General features: G+C 50.2%; 20 protein-coding genes. 10 read left to right on the top strand and 10 right to left on the bottom strand.

The window, feature by feature from the left end; genetic code table 11:
* Window positions 1–7: 7 nt before the first annotated feature.
* Window positions 8–1,063 carry a histidinol-phosphate transaminase gene (hisC, locus tag AC1EKS_RS04370; RefSeq protein WP_481009185.1) on the bottom strand — a complete coding sequence of 352 codons (1,056 nt, stop codon included), beginning with the start codon at window positions 1,061–1,063 and terminating at the stop codon, window positions 8–10.
* 150 nt (window positions 1,064–1,213) lie between these two features.
* Between hisC and purB the strand changes: the two genes are divergently transcribed.
* From purB to AC1EKS_RS04355, 3 genes are all read left to right on the top strand, one after another.
* Complete coding sequence (purB, locus tag AC1EKS_RS04365; RefSeq protein ID WP_481009184.1) at window positions 1,214–2,668, top strand: adenylosuccinate lyase; 1,455 nt, start codon at window positions 1,214–1,216, stop codon at window positions 2,666–2,668.
* Window positions 2,669–2,897: 229 nt separating this feature from the next.
* Window positions 2,898–4,178, top strand: a complete 1,281-nt coding sequence (locus AC1EKS_RS04360; protein ID WP_481009183.1) for a hypothetical protein — start codon at window positions 2,898–2,900, stop codon at window positions 4,176–4,178.
* 196 nt (window positions 4,179–4,374) lie between these two features.
* Window positions 4,375–4,647, top strand: a complete 273-nt coding sequence (locus AC1EKS_RS04355; protein WP_481009182.1) for a heavy-metal-associated domain-containing protein — start codon at window positions 4,375–4,377, stop codon at window positions 4,645–4,647.
* A 21-nt stretch (window positions 4,648–4,668) separates the two neighbouring features.
* Here the strand turns inward: AC1EKS_RS04355 and AC1EKS_RS04350 are convergent, their stop codons facing one another.
* On the bottom strand, window positions 4,669–5,337 hold the full coding sequence (locus AC1EKS_RS04350; protein ID WP_481009181.1) for a DedA family protein: 669 nt from the start codon (window positions 5,335–5,337) through the stop codon (window positions 4,669–4,671).
* A 132-nt stretch (window positions 5,338–5,469) separates the two neighbouring features.
* Between AC1EKS_RS04350 and AC1EKS_RS04345 the strand changes: the two genes are divergently transcribed.
* The 5 genes from AC1EKS_RS04345 (at window position 5,470) to AC1EKS_RS04325 (ending at window position 12,106) form a co-directional block, all read left to right on the top strand.
* Window positions 5,470–8,037: a lysylphosphatidylglycerol synthase transmembrane domain-containing protein gene (locus tag AC1EKS_RS04345; RefSeq protein WP_481009180.1), complete on the top strand. Its 2,568-nt coding sequence runs from the start codon at window positions 5,470–5,472 to the stop codon at window positions 8,035–8,037.
* A 56-nt stretch (window positions 8,038–8,093) separates the two neighbouring features.
* Window positions 8,094–8,921 (top strand): DsbA family protein, encoded by an 828-nt coding sequence (locus AC1EKS_RS04340; protein WP_481009179.1) that lies wholly within the window; start codon window positions 8,094–8,096, stop codon window positions 8,919–8,921.
* The gene (locus AC1EKS_RS04335; protein ID WP_481009178.1) at window positions 8,921–9,769 is read left to right on the top strand and encodes a cytochrome c biogenesis CcdA family protein; all 849 of its coding nucleotides are present in this window, start codon (window positions 8,921–8,923) and stop codon (window positions 9,767–9,769) included. The genes AC1EKS_RS04340 and AC1EKS_RS04335 overlap by 1 nt, the downstream gene beginning before the upstream one ends.
* Window positions 9,770–9,879: 110 nt before the next feature.
* On the top strand, window positions 9,880–11,151 hold the full coding sequence (locus AC1EKS_RS04330) for an aminotransferase-like domain-containing protein (RefSeq protein ID WP_481009177.1): 1,272 nt from the start codon (window positions 9,880–9,882) through the stop codon (window positions 11,149–11,151).
* Window positions 11,144–12,106 carry a D-alanine--D-alanine ligase family protein gene (locus AC1EKS_RS04325; protein WP_481009176.1) on the top strand — a complete coding sequence of 321 codons (963 nt, stop codon included), beginning with the start codon at window positions 11,144–11,146 and terminating at the stop codon, window positions 12,104–12,106. The genes AC1EKS_RS04330 and AC1EKS_RS04325 overlap by 8 nt, the downstream gene beginning before the upstream one ends.
* 57 nt (window positions 12,107–12,163) lie before the next feature.
* Here AC1EKS_RS04325 and AC1EKS_RS04320 read toward each other — a convergent pair whose 3' ends face one another.
* Genes AC1EKS_RS04320 through rpmH form a run of 8 tightly spaced genes read right to left on the bottom strand, consistent with a single transcriptional unit; the run spans window position 12,164 to window position 17,731 of the window.
* Complete coding sequence (locus AC1EKS_RS04320) at window positions 12,164–13,312, bottom strand: ParB/RepB/Spo0J family partition protein (protein WP_481009175.1); 1,149 nt, start codon at window positions 13,310–13,312, stop codon at window positions 12,164–12,166.
* Complete coding sequence (locus AC1EKS_RS04315; RefSeq protein WP_481009174.1) at window positions 13,312–14,217, bottom strand: ParA family protein; 906 nt, start codon at window positions 14,215–14,217, stop codon at window positions 13,312–13,314. Before AC1EKS_RS04315 ends, AC1EKS_RS04320 begins: the two co-directional genes overlap by 1 nt.
* A gap of 32 nt (window positions 14,218–14,249) precedes the next feature.
* The gene (gene rsmG, locus AC1EKS_RS04310; protein ID WP_481009173.1) at window positions 14,250–14,900 is read right to left on the bottom strand and encodes a 16S rRNA (guanine(527)-N(7))-methyltransferase RsmG; all 651 of its coding nucleotides are present in this window, start codon (window positions 14,898–14,900) and stop codon (window positions 14,250–14,252) included.
* A 57-nt stretch (window positions 14,901–14,957) separates the two neighbouring features.
* The gene (locus tag AC1EKS_RS04305; protein ID WP_481009172.1) at window positions 14,958–15,485 is read right to left on the bottom strand and encodes a Jag family protein; all 528 of its coding nucleotides are present in this window, start codon (window positions 15,483–15,485) and stop codon (window positions 14,958–14,960) included.
* Between the two features lie 35 nt (window positions 15,486–15,520).
* Window positions 15,521–16,894: a membrane protein insertase YidC gene (gene yidC, locus AC1EKS_RS04300; RefSeq protein ID WP_481009171.1), complete on the bottom strand. Its 1,374-nt coding sequence runs from the start codon at window positions 16,892–16,894 to the stop codon at window positions 15,521–15,523.
* A gap of 16 nt (window positions 16,895–16,910) precedes the next feature.
* On the bottom strand, window positions 16,911–17,240 hold the full coding sequence (gene yidD, locus AC1EKS_RS04295; RefSeq protein ID WP_481009170.1) for a membrane protein insertion efficiency factor YidD: 330 nt from the start codon (window positions 17,238–17,240) through the stop codon (window positions 16,911–16,913).
* Window positions 17,237–17,590, bottom strand: a complete 354-nt coding sequence (gene rnpA / locus AC1EKS_RS04290) for a ribonuclease P protein component (RefSeq protein WP_481009169.1) — start codon at window positions 17,588–17,590, stop codon at window positions 17,237–17,239. The genes yidD and rnpA overlap by 4 nt, the downstream gene beginning before the upstream one ends.
* Window positions 17,591–17,593: 3 nt before the next feature.
* Complete coding sequence (gene rpmH, locus AC1EKS_RS04285) at window positions 17,594–17,731, bottom strand: 50S ribosomal protein L34 (RefSeq protein WP_083378387.1); 138 nt, start codon at window positions 17,729–17,731, stop codon at window positions 17,594–17,596.
* Between the two features lie 398 nt (window positions 17,732–18,129).
* On the opposite strand from rpmH, the gene dnaA reads away from it, so the two are divergent.
* Window positions 18,130–19,542, top strand: a complete 1,413-nt coding sequence (gene dnaA / locus AC1EKS_RS04280; protein WP_481009168.1) for a chromosomal replication initiator protein DnaA — start codon at window positions 18,130–18,132, stop codon at window positions 19,540–19,542.
* Between the two features lie 457 nt (window positions 19,543–19,999).
* Complete coding sequence (locus tag AC1EKS_RS04275; protein WP_481009167.1) at window positions 20,000–22,432, top strand: transglycosylase domain-containing protein; 2,433 nt, start codon at window positions 20,000–20,002, stop codon at window positions 22,430–22,432.
* The last annotated feature ends 143 nt before the right edge of the window (window positions 22,433–22,575 follow it).

Raw genomic sequence — 22,575 nt, 5'->3', positions numbered from 1 at the left:
CGGCCCGCTACCTCGGCTTGATCTGACTGATTGCCGCCAGGAACTGGTCATTTTCTTCGCGGCTACCGATAGTGACCCGCACCCCCTCGGGAAAACTACGGGTTTGTACCCCCTGGGAAAGCGCTGCCGCGTGGATCTGCGCGCCTACCGGCCCGGCGAACCAGATGAAATTGCCGCTCGCCTGAGGCAGGTTCCAACCATGCTGACGCAATTTGTCCAATACTCGCTCGCGCTCCTGACAAATCTGAGCTACCTGCTGGCGAAGGGCTTCCTCATCCTCCAAGGACGCCAGGGCGCAGGCCTCCGCCACTGCTGATAACCCAAAAGGAGTTGCTACTTTGCGGAGCGCTGCCGCCACCTTTGGACTGGTTAAACCGTAACCGCACCGCAGCCCGGCCAACGCGTAGGCTTTAGAAAAAGTGCGCAACACCAATAGGTTAGGAAAATCCGCGAGTAAAGCGGCGCCATCAACGTGACCAGGCGAAGTATCGAACTCGAAATAGGCTTCATCCAAGACTGCCAACACTGTTTGGGGCAATGCCCTTAAAAATTCGCGCACCTTTAGCGCCGACAGGGAAGGGCCGGTGGGATTATTGGGGCTACAAAGAATAACCGCCGCGGTGTCAGCATCTACTGCCGCTAACATCGCCTCCAGATCGTGGCCCCCTTGGCCATTTAGCGGAATCTGCCGGGAGGAGGCACCGGTAATCCCCACCAATATCGGGTAAGCCTCAAAGGAACGCCAGGCATAGACCACATTATTGCCCGCCTGCGCTACCGCGGTCAGCGCATTGGCAAGCACCTGAATGGACCCGGGACCCACTACCACCTGGTCTTCACTGATCCCAAAGCGGGCGGCGAGTTTTTCAACTAGGGCGCTACCAATCGCACTCGGATAACGGTTAACCTTCGCGAGGGCACGCTCCCCTGCTTGGATAACTGCTCGGGAGGGCGGGAAGGGAAGCTCGTTACTGGAGAGTTTAACTACTTTTCCGGCATCGCCTTTTCCGGCCACATAGGCGGGAAGAGTTGCGAGTGCCTCACGAAATTTAACCTGGCTCATAATCTAAGTTTGCCCCTTTTAGCCTTTCAACGCCCATTTGTTTCAAAATATTTGCCCTGGTGGCTATGTTTACCTACCGGAAGCGATATTAATGAGATCCCTTCCGCTGGTTCGGGAGGGCAATAACTGGTCTCTAGATAGCGTGTCATAATGGGTCTTATGCAGACCCTGTTTGATAACTGTTTTGATTTCGCGCAAACCGATATTGCTTTAGGTCCCCTAGATGGCCGCTACCGCTCCCACGTGGCGGGGCTGACCAATTATCTGTCCGAACCGGCCATTAACCGCGCCCGGCTCCTGGTGGAGGTAGAGTGGCTGATTTTCCTGGCGGAAAATCGGGTATTAAAAGGGGTCGAGCCTTTTAGCGAGGACGAGAAAGGCTATCTGCGCTCTCTGATTGAAAGCTTTGGCGAGTCCGAAGTGGCGGAGCTGAAACAGATCGAAGCAGAAACCAAACACGACGTGAAAGCAGTGGAGTACTTCTTACAAGAACGCCTGCGCCGTGCCGGAGATGTTTTAGGGGAAACTGCCCTGCCCCACTACTTGGCGGCGGTTCATATTTTCTGCACTTCCGAAGATATTAACAACCTTTCTTATGGGATCTGTATCCAGGGCGCCATCCAAAAAGTGTGGCTACCTAAAGCTAAAGGCCTGGTTAAGCAGCTAAACGAGCTTTCCGTCCAGGCCGCTGAGGTGCCGATGCTGGCGCACACTCACGGCCAACCCGCTACCCCGGTAACTTTAGGTAAAGAAATGGCGGTGTTTGCCTATCGCTTGAGCCGGCAGATCCACCGCATTGAAAATACCGAATACTTAGGCAAGATCAATGGGGCTACCGGTACTTGGGCGGCCCATAAAGTCGCGGTACCCGGCGCTAACTGGCCACAGCTCGCGAAATCATTTGTGGAGCATTTGGGCCTAACGTGGAATCCGTTAACCACTCAGATCGAGTCTCACGACTGGCAAAGTGAGCTGTATAGCGACTTGGATCGGGCTAACCGGATTATGCATAACCTGGCTACTGACTGCTGGAGCTACATCTCTATGGGCTACTTCCACCAAAACCTGGCGGCGCAAGGCTCTACTGGTTCTTCCACTATGCCGCACAAGGTCAACCCCATCCGCTTTGAAAACGCGGAGGCTAATCTGGAGATTTCTTGTGCGTTGTTAGATACTTTGGCGCAGACCTTGGTGACTTCCCGACTGCAGCGCGACCTGACAGATTCATCTACTCAGCGCAATATCGGGGTGGCGATTGGGCACTCCCTGCTCGCCCTCTACAACCTTTCCGGCGGACTTAGCGGACTAGATGTAGCCGATCAGGTGATGGCGTGCGACCTCGACCAGAACTGGGAGGTGCTGGGAGAGGCAGTGCAGCAGGTGATGCGGGTAGAAGGCTTAGCGGGCACTCCCGGGATGGATAACCCCTATGAGCGGCTGAAAGAGCTCACCCGCGATAGTAAAGTTGATGAGGCAGCGATGAGAGAGTTTGTACTTTCATTAGGGCTTTCTGAGGACGCGCAGGCACGGCTAGCGGCTCTCACCCCCCAAACATATATTGGTTACGCCCCCGAACTTGCTACCGGAAAGCTGTTAGAAAACTAATACTTACCAGGCGGTAAGTATTGAAAACAGCGCTTTTTCCCGAAATGTTCCGGCATTTTTGCCAGTCGTCCTCGGGCATTTACCAAGGTTAAAGTCTTATGTGATATATATCACCTAGATTAGATATTTTTCAGCTGGCAATTTAGTGACCATGCGGTAAGATTATTAGTGGTACCAAATAAATGGAGCGTTCCCAATAACGGCTCCGCAATAGATGAGGGATTAAATCATGAGACTTAAGAACTTCGCCAAGACCCTGGTATCTGGGGTATGTGCAACGGCGTTAATTCCCGCCGGTCTCTTAGCGGTCGCAGCAGCCGGTAACCTGCAAGACGAGTCCCCAGCCGGTAACCTCGCGGTATCTACCTCGGTGGCGAATACCCCCAAGTTTTTAACCGGGTGCATCGACTCAAGTCAGTTGGGCTACGAAAACGTAACCATCAAGAAACTGCCTGCCGGTAAAGATTGGTTCCTGACCGTCTCCGACTCTGAAAATAGCCCCTTCCCCAGTCGCGATAGCTATAAAAATCGCAACGGTGGCGGGTATATGTACACCTTCGATGCCACCGCTAACGAGAATGATCGGACATTATTTGGCTCCGTAGGCAATAGTGGCTTAGGACTGGCGGGCACCTATCAATTTAAGAGCTCCGTAAAGAATCTCCACCCCTGGGTATTTGTCCAGCTTGAAGACGAGATCTACGGTGCCCTCAAGGTCAACACTGGCTGTGACTATGACTTCAGTACCGTGCTGGAAAACAATAAGTTTGACAAGTATCTGGAGATCAAAAAGTTTTTGGTAAACCCGCAGGCGGTAGAGCAAAGCTCGAATCCATTGTTAACTTTGCATCAGTTCCGGGCACCGGAAGCTGCTGATTTGAAAGTTCTGGACTCCCGCCCGGCACCTCCCACCCCGACTGATCCGGACACTCATCCGGCTCATCCGGATGTCCCCGAGGTTCCTACCGCTCCCACGGTAGAACGCCAGGCGCCCACTCTTGACGCTTCCTCTAAGAAGCCCGCCGCGCGCGCAGCTACCCAGAACTCCGCGCCTGCTAAGGCAGCAACCCCTAAAGCTGCTACTAATCAGCGTTCGGCAGCTGCCCCGGCTGCGCCGCGACCCGCTCCGGTACGCACCGTTATTCAGAATCGGGAAAACACTCGTACCGTAACTGTTCCCGGTCCGGTACGTTACCGGGAAGCACCTACTGCTCCCTCCAATAACGCAAGCAATAATCCTTCTACTACCTCGAACAACTCCGTGAAGCCGGCTCAGGAAGGGTCCGGTAACGCGCAGGAAGCAACTGGCAATGGGACCGCCAGTCAGGTTCAGGGAGTAGAACAACCCAAGGCGGCGCCGTCTGCGCCCGCCGCGGCTAGAGCTGCCAACGCTAACCCCAGTGTGGTTGACCGCATGGGTGGCCTGGGCACCATCGCCGCGATTGCAGTTCTTGGGTTGATCGGCGCAGGTGGCGCCATAGCCCTGACCCGGTCACTGATGAACGGTTAAGTCCACTGGGAACTGGCCTTAGCCGTTTCTAGATCGGTCAGGTACGGGGCAGGAGATTCCCTCAATCTCCTGCCCCGTCTTGAATTTTGTGGGTTTCATAAATGGCTGAATTTCATAAATGGCGGAACTCGTTGCAAACTGCAAGATAGAGATTAGACTTCAGAAGGAACGCATCAAAATATAAGGAGAGACTACTGTGGGGTTTTTTTCAACAAAACGGTCCGATAAGAAAGCTAATGATCGCACCATAGATATTGCAGTCACTGGGATGACTTGCCAAAAGTGCGTAGAACATATCACTGCAGCTTTCGAGGCTTTAAATACCGTTAAGCGGGTGTCAGTATTGCTGCGCACCGACGAACCCAGCCAAGTCACTATCCTCACCGACTACGAAATCTCTGACCAGGTTATCCGCGACACCGTTAAAGAGGCCGGTTACGAAGTAGTAGGCATCGAGCGCGACGAATAATCGCCCTCAAAAACTAGCGCTTTAGGCACCCTTCTTGGCGGCATCCCGCTTGCTGGCCCGCGCTTTAAAGTAGCTAATCACCATGGGCACCACCGAGATGGCCACGATTGCAATCGCGATTACCTCGACATTGTTGGCTACCACCGGAATATCCCCCAGCAGCACTCCGGCCAGCATGAATACTCCGATCCAGAGCGCCGCGCCCACCATATTCCAGATTATGAAAGTACGGTAGTGTTGCTTGCCAATCCCGGCAATAATCGGCACGAAGGTGCGCACGAACGGGACAAAGCGCGCCAGCACCAACGCCACTCCGCCGTACCGGCGAAAAAAATCCTCGGATTTGTGCATATTTTCAGTTGATAAATAGCGGGCATCATCTTTGAATAAGCGCCGCCCAAATTTGCGTCCTAACCAATACCCAACTAGGTTTCCACAGATCGCAGCCAAAAAGAGGACGAGAAAAGTAAGCCATTCGGGTACTCCCGGTATCCGGTTATGTAAAATCCCGAGAGCAAAAATCATGGAGTCACCCGGAAGTACCGGGAATAGCACTCCGGATTCGATAAACACAATTAGGGCGACGGCCGCTACCATCCAACCGCCAAGTTCCGTCAATAAGGTGTTGAGCAAAAGATTAGGGTCGGTAAGGTAATCTAATGCTCCCCCGGCTAATACAGACGCTAACATTCGCCCTCCTGAAAACAGATCATGATCTTCTCTAATCCTAAAGGAGGGAGCTGGGAGACGAACAAGAAGCGTGCAAAGCTGGGCGTAAGCTCACATCTAGGTATGCACCCTAATAACGCATAGAATCAAAACATGAGCATTTCGGGAGATATAGCTAAGGGGCAGCTAAATCAGCATCTCACCGAAATTGTTGACGCTAAAAATACCCGCTTACGACGAATCGATGATTTGGCTCGTGCCGGCCTCTACCTAGCAGCCATTGTTCTGGTAGTGCTAATGGCTATCTACGCCCATGCCACTACCCAGGCAGTCGCCCAAGATCTGACTAAAGTATTCGTAAACACCACGCTGGCTCAAATCCTGCTACTGCCGCTGTCGATGTTGCAAAACCTATTTATTTTGCTTGCCCCCATCGCTCTTTTATCCATGTTGGCGCTGCGCCGCCAATGGATACGAACCTTTCAGGCTGCATTTACTGCCCTAATCGGAGGGATTGTGGCCTTAGGGGCATCAGCCTTGATATCTGCCCTTCCCTACGTATTTTCAAGTGCTTTGAAAGTATGGTCAGTGGAGGGATCGATAGTGGCTATTTCAATTCCCTTTACTGCGGTAGTGGCCATGATGACTATGGCAGGCGAACGCCGGCGAGACCAGTTAGTGCGGGTACTCTGGGCCATCACTTGGGCTATTTTAGTGTTGGCGGTTCTGCAAGGTCGGATGACTTTACCTTCGGCGCTAATTACCGTGTTTTTAGGCACCCTAACCGGTTGCCTGGGCCGATACCTATGGGGAGTACGCAATCACCGTCCTACCGGTCGTGCTTTGATCCGCGCCTTGATCCAAGTGGGGATAACCCCCCGGATGATTTTGCGGCTCGATCCGCCCACCGAAGGTGATCTGCTTAGCGTCGAGGAGGTTAGCTTCACTACCGAAACTGGTTCCCTAACGCCAGTCGGAGAAATGAAACGGCAAAAGCTAGCAGCAGATCCGGTTCTGGAACTAGCTACTTTTGTCGGCAGTGACCTAAAAACCTTCAAAGAAACTGAAAGGTCGGGGATAAGAGTTTATAGCGTAATCTCCCAAGGTAACCGCCGTTACCGCATGATCGCCACCGATGGAGATTCCCGCCTTTCCACCTGGATCACCGGAATCTGGACTAATCTGCGGCTGCGTTCTTTTTCCAAGTCAACCGCCGCTACCGTAAGGCAAAACGGAGAATATACCGCGTTAATGGGAGCCATGACCACCCGGGCGCAACTCAAAACTCGCCCCTACCACGGTCTAACTCACAGCGGAAGCACGATGCTCAATATTTTCGAGGACGATATTTCTCTGCGCCCTCTGGCCGGTCTGACTCCCTCCGATATTTCCGATGAACAGTTGCGCTCTGCCTGGTCACAACTGTTAAAAGCCCATCAAGGCGGGCTTGCTCACCGAAATATTAATGCCGAAAACTTATGTTTAGGCGCAGATGGATCTCTATATTTTCTTAACTGGTCCGACGGGGAAGTCGCCGCCTCTAAAATGTCGATTCTAATTGACCAGGTACAGTTGCTAGTTTTAACCAGTTCTTATTTCGGGAAAAACCGGGCAGTGGCGGCAATGCGCGCAGTGATTCCAGCTTCCCAGATCGAAGCAATGGTTCCGGTGCTGCAAACTTTGGCTCTGCCCTCTTCAACCAGACAAAAAATACGGAAGACCGCGCTTCTAGCCAAGTTGCGCCAAGAACTGCTATCTCGCGACCAGGCGGATCCCGCCGCGGTTCCCCGCGCTCAACTACGCCGCTTCTCCCTGTCCTCCTTGGTGTTCACCGCCCTGGGACTTTCAGCGGTACTGATTGTCTTAGGATCTTTAAACTTTAAAGAAATTTATGCCACGATTTCAGCAGCCAACCTTTGGTGGATTCTCGCCGGAGTTTTCTTTGCAATTGTTATGAGTAGCGGTCAAGCACTCTCCCTACAAGCTGTAACCCCCAACCGTCTAGGCTATGGCGAGCTATTTATCTTGCAGCTGGCAGGCTCCGTTACCTCTCTGGTAGTGCCCGCGGGGGTAGGAGTAGGAGCCCTTAACCTGCGGTACCTAACCAAGAAGAATATGACCGGAGCGCTCGCCCTCGCTACCGTTTCCCTAATGCAGCTCTTCCAATTTGTAATCACGGTGGTGCTACTAGCAGTCATGGTCATGTTTACCGGCACCTCCATGAACGTGCGTCTGCCCTCATCGACGGTATTAGCGACCGTCTTGTTGATAGTGGCGCTGCTGGTAGCCGCGTTTGCGCTCCCCAAAGTGCGTAACTGGATTTGGGGAAAAATTCAACCAACTTTCCAGCAGGTTTGGCCACGTCTAATCTGGATCACTTCCAGCCCCCGCAGAATGATGCTGACCACCTTGGGATGCTTAATGCAAACTGGCCTGCAAGTAGCAGCTTTTTATTGCGCGATTGCCGCCTTTGGCTACCATTTACCGGTAGCCACCATCACCGTTACTTTCTTAGTGTCCAACACTTTAGGTTCGTTAATCCCCAGTCCCGGCGGGCTCGGTCCGGTGGAGGCCGCGCTGACTGCCGGTTTGCAGGTGGCCGGGGTACCAGGCGCCATCGCGCTATCTGGGGCATTACTGTACCGCCTACTCACGTTTTGGATGCGTGCCCCCATCGGTTGGTTAGCAATGCGTTATTTGCAACGGCGTGACGTGCTCTAACTATCCCCAGTAAGCTAATCTCCTTTAGGGTAGAAGCAAAGAGAGGAAATAAGGATATGAGTGACTCCGCCCCCCCGGCACCGATAAAGAAGAAACCAGCTGCCATAGTGGTTCTAGTATTGCTAGCAATCTCCGTACTGGTGTTGGTTTTTTTCATCGCCTACTACCTTGGTTCCGATAAAAGCAGCACTGCCAATCCCGCTGACACCGCGGTATCCTCTCAAAACGCTCAGACCCCGGGTAACGGTGCTACCCAAAGTGACCAGCTGCCCGAAGGGGTGAATTTAGTTAACGATGAACAGGGCAAAAAGGTAATTAGGTCTTTTTATCGCAACGCTAAGTCCGATCCCCGGGCAATCGGAGACCCGAAAGCTCCGGTAACTATGATTCAGTTCTCTGACTTTTCCTGTCCCATGTGTTATCAGTACGAAGCTAATGTTTTTCCGCAGCTGAAGCGGTATATCGATAACGGTACTTTGCGAATAGAGTTCAACAACCTAACAATTTTCGCTCCGCAATATCACTCTGACCTGGCTGCTGCCGGATCAATCGCGGCAGCTAAACAAGGAAAATTCTGGGAGTATTTAGCGGCAGCTACCAAGCTGGCTGCCAGCGAAGGTAGCGGTCATATTACCTGGGATAAACAACTGGTTACCCAGGTGGCCCAAGCTAGCGGCGTTAGCGACTTGTCTCGTTTTAACCAAGATCTTGCGGCACCCGAAACCGCCGCAACTATTGAGAATGAAACCTCTCATTCCCGCGCCGTAGGTCTTAACGGCACCCCGGCGTTTTTCATTAACAATTATGTGATTACCGGGGCGCTACCAGCAGACAGTTTTATCCAAACCATTGAAATTGCAGCTAAAGCTGCTGGTAATCGCTAATGTCGATAAACTTCACGATCGCCTACCTGGGGGGACTGGTTACTTTTCTAGCTCCCTGTGGCGCTTTTTTACTGCCAGCTTTTTTTGCCTGTGCTTTTGAGGATCGCTCGCGACTGCTGCAGCGGATTTTAGTTTTTCTTGGCGGGCTGCTGGTGGCGTTAGTACCTCTGGGGTTCGCGGCCGGAGGACTCGGTGGTTGGCTACTTGCCCACTCCCACCTCGTAACCCTAATTGTCGGTGGAGTAATCACCGTTTTAGGTATCGCTCAAGTCTTGGCCCTACCGCTCCCCAAACTCCCGCTTCCTCGCGCTTTAGGGGGAGCCACTCGTCCTAGTGTTATCGGGATTTTTCTTTTCGGTATTTCCTATGGGTTGGCCGGATCCGGGTGTACTGGTCCGATTCTCGGGGCAGTCTTGTCGGCTGCCACTTTGACGGGGTCTAGCTTGCGAGGCGCACTTTTGATGTTCTGGTATGCCCTGGGAATGTTCACCCCGGTGGCCATACTTTCCCTCATCTGGGGTTCGCTCACTGCCCGCCAACAGCGCCTTTTCCATCCCCGTCCCCTACGGTTCTTAGGTAGGCAAACCACGTGGGGTTCGATGTTATCGGGATTGGTATTTGTAATCGTGGGAGTACTGCTATTAATCACCGGGGGCACCAACGCTAACTCTTTGCTTACCCCCGCCCAACAAGTGTCTTTAGAAACTTCAATCACTCGGGCCGCTGCAGTTCTTCCCGACCTGCTCTTACCTTTGCTGCTAGTGCTTGTTTTGGCATTTGTAGGCACCTTGACCTGGTATTTGCGTAGCCAAAAAAAGCAATCCGCAAAAGATAACCCCCAAGAATAGCCGCTAGCTCGAACTGGTATTACTTAAATTTTTTGCTTTTTTTGACTTTGGCTTTGGTCACATTCATTCTTCGTGCGAAAATGGCAATTAATCTAACGAAGGAGACGTAAATGAGCGCGCATAAGCAAGGGACCCATCTTGATCTTTGGCAGGATTCCTACGCTGCGCGAGCTCATAACCTGAGGGAATCTGAAATTCGGGCTTTATTCTCGGTAGTTTCTCGTCCCGAGGTGGTTTCTCTCGCCGGAGGGATGCCTAATATTCACGATCTTCCGCTGGCAAAACTGGCCAATAGCGCCCAACAACTAGTGTTGGAACACGGCGAGCAGGCGATGCAATACGGAGGGGGACAGGGGTGGGCACCCCTGCGAGAATCCATCACTGAAGTCATGGCGGAAGAAGGTATCAACGCCAACCCCGATAACGTGGTGATAACCACCGGTTCTCAACAAGCATTAGACCTGGTCACACAGCTTTTTATTGAGCCAGGAGATGTAATTCTAGCCGAGTCACCCTCCTATGTTGGGGCGCTAGGAGTATTCAAGGCCTACCAAGCAGATGTACGCCATATTCCCATAGACGACGAAGGTTTGATTCCCGAAGAGTTCCTTCGCACTGTCAAGCAGGCACGCGGGGAAGGAAAACGAATTAAATACCTGTACACCATTCCCAATTTCCATAATCCCGCGGGCGTTTGCATGTCGATTTCCCGCCGGAAAGAACTGGTGGAGCTCTGCCGAAAATATCAAGTGTTGATTTTAGAAGATAATCCTTATGGCCTGCTAGGTTTCGAGGGACAAACTATGATTCCCTTGGTAGAACTTGCTCCTGACCTGGTAGTTTACTTAGGATCGTTTTCAAAGATTTTCGCGCCAGGCTTTCGGATTGGTTGGGCCTATGCGCCCCCGGCAGTCAGGGACAAACTGGTGGTGGCCTCCGAATCTGCAATTTTATCGCCGTCTATGGTTGGGCAAATGGCGATCCATGCTTACCTGCGGGACTATGATTGGCGCGGACAAATAGATTCCTACCGGCAAATGTATCGCGGTCGCCGCGACGCCATGCTCACCGCTTTAAACGATTACTTGCCCGAATGTACCTGGACAGTTCCCGAAGGGGGCTTCTATACCTGGCTCACTTTACCGGAAGGATTAGATTCCAAAGACATGCTGACGCGCGCAGTTAGTGAACTAGTTGCCTATACCCCAGGAACGGCATTTTATGCCTCTGACCAGGGACGTCAAAATATCCGGCTATCCTTTTGTTATCCCACTCCAGATGAGATTCGAGAGGGCGTGCGACGGTTAGCCAAAGTAGTGCATCGGGAAATGGAACTGGTTAAGTTATTCGCCTCCCAACAGAAAGGTGAAAGCAATGACTAAAGACGAAAGCCTAAAAATTGCTATTATCACTGGAGGTCAGCTACATGAGCGGGAAGTTTCTTTGCGCTCCGCAAATCGAGTAGCGACCCAGTTACGTAAATGTGGTCACCAGCTGGAAAGCTTGGAGCTGGACCGGAACTTACTTCATGCTTTACGCGATTTTGCTCCTGACGTAGTGTGGCCAATTATTCATGGGCGTGAGGGTGAGGACGGATCTCTGCAGGATTTATTAGAGCTAAGCGGCTTGGCTTATGTGGGTACCGGACCTAAGGGTTGCCGGATATCCCTGTCAAAACCGGTAGCAAAATCGGTGGTGGAGAAAAACGGGTTACCCACCCCCCGTTCAGTAGCGTTACCCCAAATCTTATTCCGCCAGGTAGGTGCAGATACTTTACTCGGAGAAGTTTCTAGACGTTTGGGATACCCACTAATGGTTAAGCCTTCCCGAGGCGGATCCGCGATGGGAATTACCTACGTGGGCGATGAGAGTGCGCTACGTACTGCCATGGTAAATGCCTTCGCCTACGACGATGAAGTATTGATCGAACGCTTTATTAAGGGACGGGAAATATCGGTGTCGATTATTGTCGAAGCAGGAGTTGCCCGGACCCTTCCGCCGGTAGAAATCCGCACAGATGTGGGCCGATACGATTTTGATGCCCGCTATCTAACCGGGCGCACTGAATTTTTTGCACCTGCGCCGCTAGAACCGGAAGAAGATGAAAAGGTTCGGAGTTTAGCACTAGATTGTCATCGGGTTTTAGAGCTAGAAGATTTTTCTCGTATAGATCTCATTTTGGATGGTGACGGTAAGCCCTGGTTTATAGATGCCAACGTGGTACCAGGAATGACAGACACTTCCTTGTGGCCCCTAGCCGCGCAAGCTGATGTGGGTTTCGGAAAATTAATTGAGGCGGTTACCTACCAGGCAGCTGAACGGGGACAGCGCGGTTAAAAGCGCAGTTACCTCAGCTTTTTCTATTACCCAGGCAGCTATATCGGATTTACAATGCTAGTGCTTAACTTGTTCTAGCAGCTGGGTGAGGCGTTCTAAGTCAGCTTCATCAGCATATTCGATGACAAGTTTGCTGATTTTCTTTCCCGGCTTAACTGATACTCGAGTATCGAGAATATGCGTCCAGCGCTCCTGCGCGGCCGCTTGGCTAGGAGAAAGATTTACCTGGCGAGGTTTACCGCTTCCTTTTGTACGCACTGGTGCACCGCGAACATTTCCCAAAGCTACAATTTCTTCAGTAGAACGCACCGAAAGTCCTTCTGCAATAATTCGATCCGCTAAATATTCTTGATCCTGCGGATCACTGACTGCAAGCAGCGCTCGCGCATGTCCGGCAGAGAGGACCCCGGATGCAACCTTGGGTTGTACACTCGCTGGCAACCGTAGCAGCCGTAATGCGTTAGTAATAGCAGGCCGGGACTTTGCAACTCGTTTTGATAGCTCCTGTTGAGTACAGCCAAAATCTTCCATCAATTGCTGGTAGGCAGCGGCTTCCTCTAAAGGGTTGAGCTGCACGCGATGCAGGTTTTCAATTAGCGCGTCCAGCAACATTTTATTATCAGTGGTCTCACGAACAATCGCCGGAATCTGCTCTACTTTGGCCAGTTGACAAGCCCGCAACCTACGTTCGCCCATTATGAGTTCATAGGCTGATTTATCGGTAGGATCAGTGCGAACCACGATTGGTTGCAATAACCCAACTTCCTTTATAGAGGCGGCGAGTTCTGCGATTTCATCCTCGTCAAAAGTTTGTCGCGGTTGAGAACGATTAGGATGTATTTTACTAACCTTTATAAGCTCCAACTTCGCGCCTGGCACCGGTAGCAGTGATGTTTCACGTGAAACATTCGCGTTCTCTCTATCGCGTTTACTTTTCGGGCGCTCAGCCTTTTTGACAGAAGAAATATTCTGATTTTCTCCTGCTCCCGTATTGCGTGACCCCCGCAATGTTTCACGTGAAACATTTTTTCGGGGTTCCAAAAGATCTTTGGCGGAGCCGCCCTTGGGCGAATGACCATGTCCCCCAAAAAATATGTCCGCTGGACGAGAGGCGGGATCTTCTGCCGCCTCTTCGGTTTTGTTCTCTACCGGATCCGTAGGAATCAGTGCAGAAAGACCTCTGCCTAAGTGACTCTTTCGCGCCATTACGATTTCACCTCACGACTAACTAACTCATATGCAGCATCTAAATAACATTTTGCACCTTTAGAGGCTGGTTGGTAAGTCAAAATCGATTCCTCATGCGAAGGAGCCTCCGCTAAAGCAACATTACGAGGAATAATTGTTTGCATTACGATCTCGCCGTAGTAGGCCCGAACTTCCTCTAACACCCCTTTACTCAACAAAGTGTTGCTGGTAACCATAGTAGGCAATATGGCGGTGAAATGAAGAGTGGGATTAAGGCGAATAACCAGCATATCGATAGTTTTCGTCAATTGGGTTAGCCCTTCCAGCGCCAAATATTCTGCCTGCAAAGGAACTAAAACCTCTTTGGCTGCGACTAGGGCGTTAACGGTCATAATTCCTAAAGACGGGGGAGAATCTATGAAGATATAATCAAACTGTTCTCCGCTACTCAAAAGTTGCCCTACAGATTCCGCTAAGATCTGTTGAAAATTGGTGCGTTCGCTCAGCTCTAATTCGATACCCGCCATATTCATCGAGGCCGGCACCAGCCACAGATTCGGAATTTTAGTGGTTTGGATCAGAGCATCCCGCAGCGGCACCCCCTGGGTCATTACCTCGTACAGAGATTGTTGGTCATCCGCTAAGTGCCGAAAACCTAGCGAAGAAGAGGCATTTCCTTGCTGATCAGCATCAATTACCAGAACTTTAAGTCCCCCTAAAGCCAAAGCTGCCGCCAGGTTAACCACCGTAGTAGTTTTACCCACCCCACCTTTTTGGTTAGCGACAGCAATTACCCGCGTTTGCTGCGGACGCGGCAGTTCCCCTAACTCCAGTTGGGAATGGGAACGCTCCGCGAGGAGAAGTCCTTCGTCCGAATCTGCCTGCTCCACCATTTCGGCATCAGCCAAACGATGCTTACTCATTACGCCTCCAAAATTTGCAAAACTGCTGCCCACTAGGGACGTTTAGTTGCCATAATGATCCGGGTAATCGAATCATCCATGAGGGATGGCACTTCCTCTATATGTGCCAAATCAAGTTTAGCTGCCCGCAACTCCGCTTGCGCAGCGGCCAACTCCAAGGGAGCGCGCTCACCTTTAATCGCCAGCATCCGCCCGCCGGGAGCCACTAGTTTGCCAGAGATGCGTACCAGCTTCTTTAGATTCGCTACTGCGCGAGAGGTAACCGCCGAAAACTGTTGTCCCGCCGGTAAGTCTTGACTCCGGGAACGCATGACTTCCACATTTGCCAATCCCAACTCTTGCTTTACTTCCTCTAGCCAAACTACCCGTCGAGCTAAAGGCTCTATCAAAAAAAATTGAAGATCAGGTCGCATTATAGCCAAGACAATTCCCGGTAAGCCGGCTCCGGAACCTACATCGGCAATAGTGACATTGCGTCCCAAAGGTAAGAATTTTTCTGCGGCCGCGCAATTTAACAAATGGCGCGGCCAAATCCGAGGTAATTCGCGCGGACCAATAAGTCCCCGCAGTTCACCCTGATCTGCCAGCATATCGGCATAGCGTTGCATCAGCTCAAAAGATGAACCAAAAAACTTCTTAACCTCTGGGCCTGGTTGCACAACCTCAAAATTTAGTTCTGCCATGGCTAAACTCTGCTAAGTAAAAGGGTAGTGGTAGCGGGGAGTCTACCAGCTTTACCCTTACTCTTCTTCTGCTTCTTCGGGGCCAGCCGCATCCGGATAAATAACTACTGCGCGGTTAGGTGCCTGACCCTGGGAACCAGAATAAACGCCTTCTTCAGCGGCCACATCATGGCAAACTTTACGCTCGAAAGGATTCATCGGCTCTAGACGAACCGGCTCACCCGTGGTTTTAGCCTTGGTAATGGCTTCCTCCGCAATCGAGCGCAACTCTTGTTTACGTTCCTCACGGTAACCGGCAATATCCAGCATTAACCGCGAATGTTCCCCCGTTTTTTGCGAAACAGCCAGGCGGGTTAAGTCCTGTAAAGACTCTAAAACTTCGCCTTCTTTTCCTACCAACCGTTGCAAGTCATTTAGATCTTGCGCATCAGAAACAATATCGACACTGGCACGATCGTGTTCTACATCGATCTCAAGATCTCCACCTAGATCCGCAATATCAAGTAGCTCTTCTAAATAATCGGCGGCAATATCGCCCTCTTCTTCCAAGGCGGCAACCCGCTCCGGTGATGCTTCTTCACTCATGGCATCTAATCCTCTCTTAGCTATCTGCAATGATCCTATCGGTTCTTACGCCGATTTTTACCGGCATTATTCTTGCGCCGTGCCTGCCGGCGTTTCGCCTTTTCCTGCTCACTTAACCCGCCAGCTTGGCGACGCCGTTTCGCCTGGGCATCACGCTGCGCCCTAGTGAGTCGCTTCGGTTGTGCCTGGGCATTATGAGTACTTGTCTTCATCCCGGTCTGCTGTTCTTCGGCCTTCTTTTGCAGCGCTGCCATCATCCGGGACTGCTTTACCGCTTTCTTCGGTTTTTCTTCTAGCTCTAGGTCTTGAGCCTTCTTATGCAGGCGGTCTTGAGTTTCTTTATGGAGGGCGACGCCTTCGCGAAGCTGCTCACCATTTTCCACCCCCGAGAAGGGATCCTCTTTACCCTGGCGATTAGCTTTTACCTCCAGCCTTAATCCCTTAGCCACGTCCTCACCGCTGAGCCCCAGTGAAGAAAGCTTCTGGTTATATTCCGCCAGCGTTTCCTCTTTAAATTTTTCGTATTTCTCCTGATGACGCTGCATTTGTTTTTCATGGGCGGGAGAGCCGGGAGTAGGTAAATAATGCATGACAAACAGCTGCTGAATAAAGCTGACCACCATAGTTACTACCAGGTAAACCAGCACCCCGATCTGCACAATGAAACCGAACCAAGCGGTCATCAGGGGCATCACGTAGACCATCATCTTCATCATCCGCATTTGCTGCTGATTAGAAGAATCCATATTGCGACGCATATTGAGGAACTGCTGGAAGAACATCAATCCGCCATACAGCAATACGGAAATAATAATTAGAGTTTTAGTCGCGGTGGGGTTAGAGGCCGTGTTAGTAAAAGTATCCGACAGGTATACGCCAAATACCGTGGATTTATCCATTTCCGCAGCCAGGGTGGAATCGAAGCCTCCAATATGTGCCCCCGGATGCTTAGCAATCAACGGCATTTGCCAAAGTACCCGATACAAGGCTGCCAAAATCGGCAATTGAATCAGCAAGGGGAAACAGGAAGCCATGGGGTTGACCCCGTACTCTTTATACAAGGTCATGGTTTCTTGGCTCATCTGTTGCTTAGAAACCTGGTCGTTGCGACCCTTGTATTTTTCTTGAATCGCCTTGATCTGGGGTTGAATCGCACTCATGCCCCGGGTGGACTTAATCTGCTTAATGAACAGGGGAATAATTAACAGTCGCACAAAAATCGTCAGCACTACGATAGATAACACCCAGGTAGCACCAGGTCCTTCCGGCAAACCCAGGGAGGTAAGTCCCTTGTGAATACCTACCAGTACCCAAGCAGTCACCCATTTGAAAGGGTATAAAACCGTGTCATACCAACCGCCTGAAGTGGGCTGATTAGCTGCTGCTAGCAGCTGCGCACTTAGCATCATAAATATGCTCCTTTACTTATTGTCCCCTTGTGGGCATGGTGGCTTTATCTATCTTTGCCCAATGTGCTTGGAGTTCGCTTAAAGTCATCTGGTGATAGGGAGCGCGTTTCCATTGGCCTTTTATTGGCGGATAATCCACCCCACCATTGGAAAGGGGATTACAGCGCACCAACCTCCAAGCGGAAAGTAGGCTCCCTTTCAAGGCACCATGAACTTGCAGTGCCTCCAGCGCGTAGGTACTGCAAGTGGGGTAATACTTGCAGCGGGCAGGAAATAGGGGAGAGATATGACGCCGATAAAAGCGAACCAAAAATAGTAATCCCGCCTGCCCCAGATTTTCGCTCACTTTTTCCCCTTTAGCTGTGCCCTGGCCAAAGCTTGATCAAGAGCTAAGCCTAACTGCAGGTAGGAAGCATTTTTTGCTTTCCCGAGGGCGCGAACCACCGTGAGACTACCCCTACCAAAGTCCGCAAGCCTGCCCGCACTCAGAGATCGCAACTGCCGCTTTATCCGATTACGATCTACCGCCCGAGGCAAGTTTCTTTTGGGTACAACGAAACCGACCAGCGGCGCCGCAGTGCCTAACTGGTCGGGTAGGTGGTGCACCACCATTAGTTGGTTTCCAGCGCTATTCCCACGCCGAAAAACTAGGGAAAAATCGGCTGATTTTTTCAGGCGATTGGCCTGGGGCAACATCTTCTAAGCCGAAAGTTCCTTGCGCCCTTTATTCCGACGATTAGCAATAATGGCGCGGCCGGCGCGAGTACGCATCCTCGCCCGGAATCCATGCTTCTTGGCTCGGCGACGGTTATTCGGCTGAAAAGTCCGCTTTGTCACTGTAGTTCTCCTGAATGTTATGCACTTACCGGATAAGCTCCGGCATCTTAGTTTTATTTAGCCTAGTTTAGACAACACCTGCAAGCCTACGCATAGCGCTTAGCCAGGTCAAATAGTTATTAAGTGGTTATGAACACTATTTTTTACTCACTAGATTCCAGGCTGTGGAACTTTAAAAAACTACAAGCTTGTAAGATGTTAATTTTCGATTTTATAAATACGGTGATTTTTCTTGGTTTTCGCATGCCAGCCCGGATTTAAATCTTAAACTACAACCACGTAAGTTATCCACAGTCTTTTCCCCAGATTGGGGATAACCTGTTTTTACTCTAGAATCGTTGATATCCCCATCGTTGGGGTGACCTATCACATTGATGTTTAGAAATTTGGAGAAATCGATGTCAAGTTCGCTGCAGTCAGCCTGGCAAGACGCGATCCGACAGTTAAAACAAAACCCACAGGTAGGTCAAGCGGATCTGGCTTTCGTAAGAATGTCAAAACCTCTAACTACCTATGAAAACACCATCGTAATCGCGACTCCTACTAACTATTCAAAATCAATTATTGAAACTCGCTTAGCGCCCTTTTTACGAGAATCCCTCTCGAAAACTACTTCTCAGGATGTTATTTTGGCGGTTTCGGTTGATCCTTCTTTGAATAAGGGACAAACAATAAATCCCTCCGAACACCAAGTGGTTGCCCCACCTCCTACGAACATCCCAAGTACCGTGACCCACAACAATTCCGCTCCCCAGGGAAAAAAACCTTTCGACAGCCGCTTAAACTCCAAATATACTTTCGAATCCTTTGTAATCGGCTCTTCCAATCGTTTTGCACATGCTGCCGCGATCGCAGTGGCGGAGGCTCCGGCCAAATCCTATAACCCCCTCTTTGTTTATGGGGGATCAGGTTTGGGTAAAACTCATCTACTCCATGCCATCGGAAACTATGCGCTGAACCTTTATCCGCATATTAAAGTGCGTTACGTCAATTCTGAAGAGTTCACTAACGACTTCATTAACTCGGTATCGGAAGGTAATGCCCACGATTTTCAGCGGCGCTATCGCAACATTGATGTATTAATGATTGACGATATCCAGTTCCTGCAGGGCAAAGAGCAAACTATTGAGGAATTTTTCCACACCTTCAACTCTTTACATAACGACAACAAGCAGGTGGTTATCACTTCCGATGTTCCTCCCAAAAAGCTGGAGGGCTTTGAAGAGCGGCTGCGTTCTCGTTTTGAGTGGGGCCTACTCACTGACGTTCAACCTCCCGACCTGGAAACCCGAATCGCGATTTTACGAAATAAAATCCGTCAGGAAAAAGTGGGGGCACCCCCAGAAGTGTTGTCCTATATCGCTTCGCGTTTTACTATCAATATCCGCGAACTTGAGGGCGCCCTTCTGCGAGTTACCGCTTTTGCTTCCCTCACAAAACAACCCTTGACCTTGCAATTAGCGGAGATGGTGCTTAAAGATATTGTTTCCGATCCCAACGATCAAGAAATCACCCCGGCTTTAATTAAGGCGCAAACGGCAGGATATTTCGAAACCACCGTTAATGATCTGTGCTCACCTTCGCGTTCGCGTTCCCTTACCGAAGCGCGCCAGATTGCTATGTATTTATGCCGAGAACTCACGGAACTATCTTTGCCCCAAATTGGGAAAGAATTCGGCGGCAGAGACCACACTACGGTCATGCATGCTAATAAGAAAATCACCCAATTGATGAAATCTAAACCCCAGATTTTTGATCATGTCAACGAACTAACTAACCAAATCCGACAGGCGGCTCGCCACGCAAAGTGATTTAGCTAATAAAATAGCTTAACTTAACGATAAGTTAAAGGATTATTTGACCTATTCTTTACCTTAATTTTCAAATCTTTGGACCAGCAAAACTACAAAAGTGTAGTTCTCATGACTACAGGTTAACCTAGGTTTCTCCACATCTGTGCATAAACCTGTGCATATCTGGGGATTCATGCCGTAAAACTGTTTATAAATAGGTACATATTTCTTCTGAGTTCAGACTATCCCCAAAAGTTCCCCAAGATTATAACTACCAATTCACAGCGCAAAAACCCGTCTGACAAGCGTATTTAATTAATAATCCCAAAAATTCTAGGTAGTGATGACAGCTAACAATAGAAAAATAAATTTATAAAAAATCATCACCATTACCTGCAGGGGAGTAACCGGAAAAATTTATTATTACCTTAGAAATCTACCTGGCCGGATCGTCCTCCTAAGCTAACCTGTAGTTATGACCGAAAAGCATTCATCGCGTGGCGCCGAAACAGCAGGATCTGACTTTCCTTCTCGTGCTCAACGCCGCAAGCATGAAAAAGAACAGCTACAAGCACGGGCACAGGCAAGTGACCAACGCATGTTCGCTCCAATAAATCCGGATCGCTACCATAGCCGTACTAACCCGGCCGGAAAATCCCCGGGTAGCGGAGGAAAAGCACCTCAACGCGCCGGTCTGCCCCGTTCTATGTCCTCCAAAAATTTACCTTCCCCTAATAAACCCGCGGGAAGCAGAAATAAAAATAACTCCCCTAAAGCTAAGAAAAACGTAGGACCAAAGAAGTCCAAGAAAACTGCAACTAAAAAAGCTATTAAACGAAGCAGCAACGCAAGTAATTCTTCCCAGCGCACTCGTAGAATTGGAGTTTGGGTAAAAAGAGTCCTGGGATTAGTAACTGGTCTGGCTTTGGTGGCAATTATTGCCGGATGTATAACCTTCTTGGTTGCCTACTATCGCCTGGAAGTACCCGAAGCCCAAAAGTTCGCTAATGCCCAAGTAACCACGGTTTATTGGGGTGATAACCATAAGATGATGGGAAAGTTTGCAGAACGCAACCGTACCATCGTAGATACTAAATCTTTTAAAAATTCTTATATTCGTGACGCGGTAGTAGCCAGCGAAGACCGCACTTTTTATGAAAACAGCGGGATTGATGTTAAAGGTATTGCCCGTGCCCTGTGGAATAACGTTCGCGGGCGTCCCACTCAGGGCGCTTCAACTCTTACCCAACAGTATGTAGAAAACTACTACACCGGGAAAAATACGGGTTATACCGGAAAATTTAAAGAGACCATTTTAGCGTTGAAGATAAATCGGCAGGTACCGAAGGAAAAAATTCTTAACGACTATCTAAATACCATCTATTTCGGTAGGGGAGCCTACGGGATTGAAGCGGCAGCTAATGCCTATTTCGGTAAAAGCGCTAAAGACCTGAATCTTTCAGAATCTGCGCTGTTGGCAGGGATTATTCCCGCACCTAATGCTTGGGATCCGCTAGTTAGTCCGGAAAAAGCCCAGCAACGCTGGCAGCGGGTAATAAACCTCATGGCTACCGACAAGATGATTAGTAAGAGCGACAAGGACGCCGCAGTTTTCCCGCAAGTGCAGGAAAAGAAACAGGAAGGTACCTATTTTAAGGGAACTACTGGCTATCTTTTGCAGCATGTGAGACAGGAATTGGTAAAGCAAATTGGCTATACCGAGGATGAGATTGATCGGGCCGGGATCAAGATTTATACCACCATTAATCCTGAGAAACAGAAAATGTTGGAGGAAGCAGTAAATACCCTACCGGAAGAAAAACCCGAAGGATTAAGAGTAGCCGCAACTTCTATAGATACTGCTACTGGGGCGGTGATAGCCGAATATGGGGGACCAGATTATCAAAAGATTCAGCGGAATGCGGCAACTCAGGATATAGCTCAAGCCGGTTCAACTTTTAAACCATTTGCGCTGTTAGCTGCGTTAGAACATGGACACAAATTATCTGACCGTATCAATGGTTCCGGACCGATGAAAGTAGGAGATGCCTGGGTAGGTAACTACGGAGGCGCCTCCTACGGTCAAGTTAATCTTTTGAGAGCTACCAAGTTTTCAATCAACACTGCCTATGTCAGGCTTAACAGTGAGATCGGGATGGATACTACTCGGCAGGTGGCAATTGCTGCGGGGTATTCCAAGGACACTGTGGGTTTGGATAAAAACTCGATTGTGGGGGTATTGGGAACAAGTTCTCCCCATAATCTAGAGATTGCAGAAGCCTATACCACTTTCGCTACCGGTGGGGTACGCCGGACAGCGCATATTATTTCTAAAATTACCGATTCATCAGGAAATATTCTTTACGAAGCTGATACTGCTGGTACTAGGCAGTTCGAGGAAGAAAATATTTCAGAGTTAACCAAAGCCCTCGCGGCGGTAACCGAAAGTGGGGGGACCGGTGATACTGCTGGAAAGCTAGGCAGGCCCGTAGCAGCAAAGACTGGATCTTCAAACGATAACCGCTCCGCCCAGTTCGTAGGTTATGTACCGCAGATGGTCACCGCAGTGTCCATGTATCAGGTGGGGAAAAATGGCGCAGAAGAATCGATTACCCCCTTCGGTGGGGTGAGGGAAGTAACCGGTGGTACTTGGCCAGCAAAGTTATGGTTGGCCTATATGAGGAAGGCGGTAAAAGATTTGCCGCCGGAACCCTTATTTTCCTCCGAAAATAGTCGGTATCAGGTGAAACCGAGCGAAAAAAATACGCCCTATAAAACTGCGGAAGTACCCTCAGCTCCCCCTCCAGAAACCGTAGGTAACCCGCTTACGGTTCCAAGTGCCTCGCAGAGTGCAAGTGCCCCTCCGCCGGTTTCTCCGTCTCCTTCCCAGTCGGTTCCTAGCCCGTAGGGCAGTGGGGTACCGGGAATAACAGTAGAGTCACCATAAAAAGTTAATTTCACCGGTGGTGGCTTAAAACGAGCGTTTCCTAACAATGTTAGATATCGGCTAGAAATAGCGCTTCTAACTAGGTTATCCTGTAGTGCGACCTT

It is taken from the genome of Varibaculum sp. C0165D1, from assembly GCF_056590355.1.
The sequence above is the reverse complement of the archived record's forward strand: the minus strand, read 5'-3'. Positions and strand labels throughout refer to the sequence as shown.

What these genes read in the sequence shown, in the direction of transcription:
- AC1EKS_RS04345 (WP_481009180.1), top strand. Translation starts at nt 5,470, where the DNA reads ATGAGCATTTCGGGAGATATAGCTAAGGGGCAGCTAAATCAGCATCTC.
- AC1EKS_RS04320 (WP_481009175.1), bottom strand. Translation starts at nt 13,312, where the DNA reads ATGGCGCGAAAGAGTCACTTAGGCAGAGGTCTTTCTGCACTGATTCCT.
- AC1EKS_RS04305 (WP_481009172.1), bottom strand. Translation starts at nt 15,485, where the DNA reads ATGAGTGAAGAAGCATCACCGGAGCGGGTTGCCGCCTTGGAAGAAGAG.
- dnaA (WP_481009168.1), top strand. Translation starts at nt 18,130, where the DNA reads ATGTCAAGTTCGCTGCAGTCAGCCTGGCAAGACGCGATCCGACAGTTA.
- hisC (WP_481009185.1), bottom strand. Translation starts at nt 1,063, where the DNA reads ATGAGCCAGGTTAAATTTCGTGAGGCACTCGCAACTCTTCCCGCCTAT.
- AC1EKS_RS04330 (WP_481009177.1), top strand. Translation starts at nt 9,880, where the DNA reads ATGAGCGCGCATAAGCAAGGGACCCATCTTGATCTTTGGCAGGATTCC.
- AC1EKS_RS04340 (WP_481009179.1), top strand. Translation starts at nt 8,094, where the DNA reads ATGAGTGACTCCGCCCCCCCGGCACCGATAAAGAAGAAACCAGCTGCC.
- AC1EKS_RS04350 (WP_481009181.1), bottom strand. Translation starts at nt 5,337, where the DNA reads ATGTTAGCGTCTGTATTAGCCGGGGGAGCATTAGATTACCTTACCGAC.
- AC1EKS_RS04325 (WP_481009176.1), top strand. Translation starts at nt 11,144, where the DNA reads ATGACTAAAGACGAAAGCCTAAAAATTGCTATTATCACTGGAGGTCAG.
- AC1EKS_RS04315 (WP_481009174.1), bottom strand. Translation starts at nt 14,217, where the DNA reads ATGAGTAAGCATCGTTTGGCTGATGCCGAAATGGTGGAGCAGGCAGAT.
- yidC (WP_481009171.1), bottom strand. Translation starts at nt 16,894, where the DNA reads ATGATGCTAAGTGCGCAGCTGCTAGCAGCAGCTAATCAGCCCACTTCA.
- purB (WP_481009184.1), top strand. Translation starts at nt 1,214, where the DNA reads ATGGGTCTTATGCAGACCCTGTTTGATAACTGTTTTGATTTCGCGCAA.
- rsmG (WP_481009173.1), bottom strand. Translation starts at nt 14,900, where the DNA reads ATGGCAGAACTAAATTTTGAGGTTGTGCAACCAGGCCCAGAGGTTAAG.
- AC1EKS_RS04275 (WP_481009167.1), top strand. Translation starts at nt 20,000, where the DNA reads ATGACCGAAAAGCATTCATCGCGTGGCGCCGAAACAGCAGGATCTGAC.
- rnpA (WP_481009169.1), bottom strand. Translation starts at nt 17,590, where the DNA reads ATGTTGCCCCAGGCCAATCGCCTGAAAAAATCAGCCGATTTTTCCCTA.
- AC1EKS_RS04335 (WP_481009178.1), top strand. Translation starts at nt 8,921, where the DNA reads ATGTCGATAAACTTCACGATCGCCTACCTGGGGGGACTGGTTACTTTT.
- AC1EKS_RS04360 (WP_481009183.1), top strand. Translation starts at nt 2,898, where the DNA reads ATGAGACTTAAGAACTTCGCCAAGACCCTGGTATCTGGGGTATGTGCA.